Genomic DNA, 6,230 nt, shown 5'->3' on the forward strand with positions numbered 1-6,230 from the left:
GCGTGCCGTCGTCACCAACTGGCGACGGGGCACGGAGCGCTACGCGCAGATCGTCCATCACCTCGGCGAACGCGGCAGCTGGTGAGGGGGCGCGCCGGGGGCGCGCCGCGCGGGGACCCGAGCACGAACCCGAGATGCTCCGTCACCGAGAGATGCGGCCAGAGCGCCAGGTCCCGGAACACGAAGCCGAGGCCACGCTCGTGTGGGGCGACGAGGAGATGCGCGCCGTCCGACGCCAGGCCTCCCGAGTCGAGGCCAGCTACCTGGCCCCGGTGATCTCGTCGCGCGCCCGCTCCGCCGCCACGCGAATCACGTTGCGTGGCGAGGCCATCGCGGCGGCCTGCGCGAGCCAGGGCAGGCTCGCCAGGTCACGCACCATGCCGACCGCACGCAGCGCTTCGGCCTGCGCCAGATAGCTGTCGTCCTTCTCGAAGCGCTCCCGATAGAACGGCAGCAGCGCGGCTTCCCTTCGCGCGCCTAGCGCTCGAAGCGCCGCCACGCGCATGCGCGAGCTGGGGTCGATGGCCAGTTCGCGCAGTCGGTCGGTGCCGATCCCCTGGCCCCCAGTGGTCAGCACGGTGACCGCGCGCTCCCTGACGGCCCAGAAGGCATCGGTCGTTGCCACCTGCAATGCGTCGCGCACGCCAGGCTCGCCGATCCGCCCACCCAGCTCCGAGGCGGCCCACATCTTCCCCATCACGTCGTCGTGGCGCAGCTGGTAGAGCAGCTCGGTGGTGTCCTTGGCAAACGTCAGTTCGGCCAGCAGGTGATTGCCCTTGTCGAACCGCACCAGGAGCGGCCTGTCCGGCGCATCGAACTCGAACTGCTGGACTGCCGACTCGACGATGATCGGATGGACGGTGGCGCCGCGCGAGGTGACCACCTCGACCTCCACCGGCAGGCGGAAGATCGGGACGCCCCTGGCCGTGTCCTGCGTCTGGCGGACGCGCAGCACCACCTTGCGTGACGCCGGATCCCAGGCCTGCGTCACCGCCAGCACCGGGTGCCCCGGCTTGCGGACCCACTGGTCGATGAACCACGCCACGTTCTTCCCGGTGGTCTCGTGAATGGCGACGACGAGGTCGTTGGTGTCGGCCGATCCGAACGCGTGCGCGTGCAGGAAGCGCGACACCGATCGCCAGAACGCCGCCTCGCCGAGGTGGTGGCGAAGCATGTCGATGACGACGGCGCCCTTCTGGTACGTGTGGCGATCGAAGTTGTCGTTCGGGTGGTCGTAGCGCTCGTAGACGATCGGCCGCATGTACCGCGTGCGCACCTCGTCGAGGTAGTTCGTCCGCTTCTGCTGCAGGTCGACGGCGCATTCGTCGGGCCCGCGCACATGGCAGGTGTAGACGTGCTGGCCGAACGTCGCGAAGCCCTCGTTGATCCAGGTCTCGCTCCAGGTCCGCATCGTCACGAGATCGCCCCACCAGTGATGGGCGGCCTCGTGTGCCACCAGCCAGTCGGCCGAGAAGTCCTGCATGGCTCGGTCGTCGGGCACGATGGCGCTTTCACCGATGACCGTCGCGGAGGTGCTCTCCGCGCCGCCGCCGATGCCCGGGATGATGACCTGGTCGTACTTGGCCCACGGGTAGGGGTAGCCGAATCGCTCGCCGAAGAAACGGATCACGTCTGGCGTGCGCCCGAAGGTGCGTCTCGCGTGCGGCTCGTCCTGCGGGTAGACCCAATAGCTGATCGGCAGCGTTCCCAGAGTGTCGCGCACCACGGCGTAGGGGCCGGCGGCGACCATGAAGAGGTACGTCGAATGTGGCTGTTCCTGCGACCAATGGAACGTGCGTGTGCCAGCCTTCTCGTCGGAGGTGATGCGGACCAGGCGCCCGTTGGACACCGCGGTGTGGTCCTGGCGCGTGGTCACGATGATGTCGGCCGTGGCCTTGTCGTCGGGGTCATCGTAGGCAGGAAACCAGTGCCGCGCGCCCTGGGGAAAGGAGAGCGTCGACACCATCTGCGGGTTGCGTGCCTCTGCCGCCTTGAAGTCGAAGCCGAGCCGGTAGTTGGCCGGCATGCCGAACCGGGGTGAGTCCACCTGGGGGTTGGAGAAGCGATAGGCGACCGTGACGGTGACGATCTCGTCGTGACGGTAGGCTCTGGCCAACTCCACGCGCAGAGTGCCGGGCCGCTGACTGAACGTGAGCAGGGCGCCCCACTCGTCGCGCACGGCCGACACGGTGAACGTCTCGGAGTCGAGCTCGACGATGCGGAAGTCGTCGCCGAGCGGCCGCAGCGTCACCGTCGTCTCACCCTGGACGGTCCGGGTGGCATCGTCGATCGCCAACTGGATGCGGTAGTGCTGGACGTCGTAGTCGTGGCTGCGCAACGACCTGACGGGCCGGCGCGACAGGTCCACCTGCTGCGCCGTCGCCACGCAGGGAGGACACGTGGCGAGCGCGAGCACGAAGAGCGACAGGCGTGAGAGGAGGCGCATCGGGGTCATCGCTTCAAGGGGAGCGACGTGGCGCCACGCCACTGCACCATGCCCGGCTCGGCAACGATCGCCTCGATCGCCGCGGGGGCGACCGCGAGGAAGTCGGTGAAGTTCTCGACGCCGGTCTCGGTAACCACGACCACGTCCTCGACGCGGACGTAGAGGCGCTCCTCGGGCACCCAGAGCATCGGGTCGATCGAGAACACCTGCCCGGGCTTCAGCGGACCCGTGCGATACGTGCCGACGTCGTGCACCGTCATGCCCACGGGATGCGACAGGTGACCGCGGAACTTCAGGGCCTCTCGCGCCGCACGCTCGTGATTGGGGTTGGCGAACCTGGTGGTGTCGATGACCTTCGCCATGTCGGCGGCGGTGCGATCCTGGATCTCGTCGGCGGTGAGGCCCGGCTTGATGTGACGCACCAGGGCGTCGCGATAGGCGGCGATGAACTCGTACAGCGGGCGCTGTGCGGCGCTGAACCGCCCGTTCACCGGCCACATGCGCGCGATGTCGCTGGTGTAGTAGCGGAGGTCCGGGGCGTAGTCCATCAGGACCAGGTCGCCGTCCTTCAGTGCGCTGTTGTTGTGGAAGTAGTGGCCCCACCAGGCATTGGTACCGCCGGCAGTGATCGACGCGTACCCCTCGTCGCGTGCCCCGTTGAGCTGGTACACGTAGCGCGCGGCAGCATCGAGCTGGTACTCCATGACGCCCGCCTGCGTGCTGCGCATCGCCTCGGTGATCGCCAGCGCTGCCAGTTGCGACGCCTGCCGGATCAGGTCGATCTCGCGCGGGCTCTTCACGAGGCGGAGGTCGTCGAGGATCGGGGTCAGGTCGTGGAGCGAGAACTGCGGGAACCGGGCCCGCAGGTGGCCGATGAACGTGCCCTCGCGCGTCGCACGTCCATCCCACGGGTCGGAGGCATTGCCCGCGATGCCGGTCAGGATTTCGTCGCGGCTCGCGACGCGTCCTTCGGCGGGACTGAAGAGCGTGTAGAGCTGTGGTGTCGGCGGCTTGATGAGGGCGCGCGACAGGTGCTGCGCCAGCAGCTCGACGCCATGCACTTCGTCGACGCCGCTCTTCTCGACGATCAACGCCGCGTCTTCAGCCGACAGCACCTTGCCCTCGTTGCGCTCCCGCGCCTCGTTGCGGTGCGGCACGTACAGCACCGTGCGGCGGCTGCGGCCGTCGAGCAGCACGTAGGCGTGCGGGATCTCGACGCCGGTCAGGTAGTAGAACTCGTTGGTCTGCCGGAAGCGCGCGAAGGCGCCGACGTTGGCCGCGCCCTGCACGACCGCGACGGCCGTGCGGCCGATGCGTTCGAAGACCGCGGCGCGCCGGGCCGCGAACTCCTCGCGCGGGAAGTCGGTCTGGTAGCTCGCCGTGTCCTGCGCCCTCGCGCTCGTGGCGAAGGTGCTCGCGAGCAGCAATGTGGCGAGCGTGCGGGTCGATGCCTTCATCTGATCTCCCTGGTGGCACAGCCGACGGCCTGGCACCGGCGTGCCTCATGCACACGGGGCGAGGGGATCACCTCGCGAAGCAGGCCTCGAGGCGACATCCTGGTTGCGTTCCTCGACCGCCGGCGGTCCCGGACGAGACCGAGATCGACGCGTGGGCGGTCGGCGTAGACGGCCACGTGCACCACGGTGCCGCCCGTGCGCACGCTGGTGATGGCGGTGTGGATGGGCCGCAGGCGCCGATGCGTCGCACGCGCAGCAGCACCTCTCCGGATCCTGGCACCGGTGGCGACGCCACTTCGCCGAACTCGATCAGGTCGGGCGCTGTCATCGTCGCGCGTCTCATCGCCCGAGCCACTCCTCCCACACCGGGGCATCCGCCTGAATGCCAGCCCACAGTTCGATCAGTTGCCGGCGGAGGCGGTCGTGCCGCTCCGGATCCTGACGCGCAAGGTCGTGCCGCTGACCGATGTCGTTGCGCAGGTCGTACAACTCGCTGCGTTCCAGCGTCGTCGTCTTGATCCAGCCCATCCAGCGCTGGTCCGGTCGCTTGGCGACCATCCATCCCACCAGGGAGTGGTCGCCTTCTCGCATGGCGATGTGCGGCAGGTGGTGGTAGCGCGCCGGGAACGTCCAGCAGGCCGGGATGGGGCGCGTCACCGAGCCGCCCGCCAGCACCGGCGACACGTCCACGCCGTCGATCGTGCGCTCACCAGGGAGCGGCGCGGCGGCGAGGGCGGCAAGGGTCGGGAGCAGGTCGGTTCCGTTGACCAGGTGGTGACTGACGGCGCCGGCGCGCACGCGGCCCGGCCACCTGACGATCAACGGGATGCGGTGCCCCCCCTCGTAGACATAGCGCTTGACGCCTCGTAGCGGGCCCGGCGTCCCGAACGACCGATCGCGCAGGGGATCGCCGACGCCGGCTTCTTCCTGGGGCGTGATCGGCGTCTCCGGGCCGTTGTCGCTGGTGAACAGGGCGAGCGTCCGCTCTCGCAGTCCGAGGTCGTCGAGTCCCTGCATCAGGGTCCCGAACGCGGCGTCGAGCTGCGTGATGGTGCCGTAGTAGTGCTTCTTGAGGTGGGCGGTGCCGCTGGCAGCCGGGCGCGCTTCGCCACCGTAGGCCACCGATCGCTCGAGTCCGTCGACCTGCTCCGTGTCGTACGCCGCCGAGTACCGGTCGGGCGGACGCACCGGCGTGTGCGGCTCGTGGCTGTTCACGAACAAGAGGAACGGGCGAGAGGGATTGGGGCGCCGTCGCAGCCAGGCGAGCGCTTCCTCCACGATCACGTCGCAGTACCACCCCGTCACCGGCCCGACCGGCGCACCGTTCCTGAAGAAGCGACCAGGGTTCTCCGGCCCGTCGAACGCGTTGTGCTCGGTGGCGAACCAGTGGTCGAATCCGTGATCCTGTGGGGTGGGTTGTCCACCCGACGACTCCCCCAACCGCGACACGTGCCACTTCCCCACGAAGCACGTGTCGTAGCCCTGCCGCCGAACGAGCGACGCGATCGTCACCTCCTGCCTGCGGAGGTGGACGCCGTTCTCCAGCAGGTAGTAGATGCCGAGTCGATACGGGTGTCGACCCGTAAGGAGTGCTGCACGGGACGGCGAGCAGACGGTCGAGGCTGCGTGACCGTCGGTGAAGCGCATGCCCTCGGTCGCGAACCGGTCGAGGTGCGGTGTCCTGTTGATGGGATGCCCGTAGCATCCGAGGTCACCGTAACCGAGATCGTCGGAGAGGAAGACGACGAAACTCGGGCGGTCTGCGGGTTGGCCGTGAACGCCGCGCGGCCGCGCGCCCATCGCGGCGCCGGCACACAACGCCAGTGTAAAGTCACGGCGGGACGTTCTCATGGCTGGGCGTCTGCCGAGGCCGCACTGGCTGTACTTGCCATAGAATACTGTGCTGTATACCATATCGCCCACAGCAAGGGCATGACGCATCAGCCGCCGCCATTCCGGAGAGTCCCGTCCGCCCGCCGACCGACCATGAGGCCGCTCGTCCCGCTGTTGCTCGTGCTGGCGAGCATGGCGTGCGGCCCACGCAGGGTGCCGCCGGCCACCTACCTGCTCGACACGCCGGCGCTGCCCGCCTACGAGCGCTCCATCGATCACGCCGGCCTGATCGGCGACCTCGACAAGGACGCCGTCGCTCGTGGCATGGTGACGTACCGCAACACCTGCTACAGCTGCCACGGCGACCCCGAGCAGCCCGGTTCGCTGCCGACCGCGCGCCGCTTCTGGCAGGAGCCCTTCCGCAACGGCGCCGACCCGCACGCCATCTACCAGACGCTGACCCGCGGCTACGGCCTGATGCCGCCGCAGGTGCG

General features: G+C 69.0%; 4 protein-coding genes. 1 reads left to right on the plus strand and 3 read right to left on the minus strand.

Features of this window, described 5'->3' with window-relative positions; translation table 11 throughout:
• Positions 1 to 259: 259 nt before the first annotated feature.
• The 3 genes from ACIRDX_RS19385 to ACIRDX_RS19395 all read right to left on the minus strand — a co-directional run bounded on the left by ACIRDX_RS19385 (position 260) and on the right by ACIRDX_RS19395 (position 5,754).
• Positions 260 to 2,446: a M1 family aminopeptidase gene (locus ACIRDX_RS19385; RefSeq protein ID WP_396627084.1), complete on the minus strand. Its 2,187-nt coding sequence runs from the start codon at positions 2,444 to 2,446 to the stop codon at positions 260 to 262.
• Positions 2,447 to 2,451: 5 nt separating this feature from the next.
• The gene (locus ACIRDX_RS19390) at positions 2,452 to 3,903 is read right to left on the minus strand and encodes an aminopeptidase P N-terminal domain-containing protein (RefSeq protein WP_396627085.1); all 1,452 of its coding nucleotides are present in this window, start codon (positions 3,901 to 3,903) and stop codon (positions 2,452 to 2,454) included.
• Positions 3,904 to 4,242: 339 nt separating this feature from the next.
• On the minus strand, positions 4,243 to 5,754 hold the full coding sequence (locus tag ACIRDX_RS19395; RefSeq protein ID WP_396627086.1) for a sulfatase: 1,512 nt from the start codon (positions 5,752 to 5,754) through the stop codon (positions 4,243 to 4,245).
• A gap of 135 nt (positions 5,755 to 5,889) precedes the next feature.
• Here ACIRDX_RS19395 and ACIRDX_RS19400 point away from each other — a divergent pair.
• A partial coding sequence (locus tag ACIRDX_RS19400) for a c-type cytochrome (RefSeq protein WP_396627087.1) occupies positions 5,890 to 6,230 on the plus strand: 341 nt, incomplete at its 3' end.

The sequence above is a fragment of the Luteitalea sp. genome (assembly GCF_044337415.1).
In the GTDB taxonomy this organism is placed as follows: Bacteria; Acidobacteriota; Vicinamibacteria; order Vicinamibacterales; family Vicinamibacteraceae; genus Luteitalea.

Coding starts and splice junctions, on each gene's coding strand:
- ACIRDX_RS19385 (WP_396627084.1), bottom strand. CDS start 2,446: ATGCGCCTCCTCTCACGCCTGTCGCTCTTCGTGCTCGCGCTCGCCACG.
- ACIRDX_RS19390 (WP_396627085.1), bottom strand. CDS start 3,903: ATGAAGGCATCGACCCGCACGCTCGCCACATTGCTGCTCGCGAGCACC.
- ACIRDX_RS19395 (WP_396627086.1), bottom strand. CDS start 5,754: ATGAGAACGTCCCGCCGTGACTTTACACTGGCGTTGTGTGCCGGCGCC.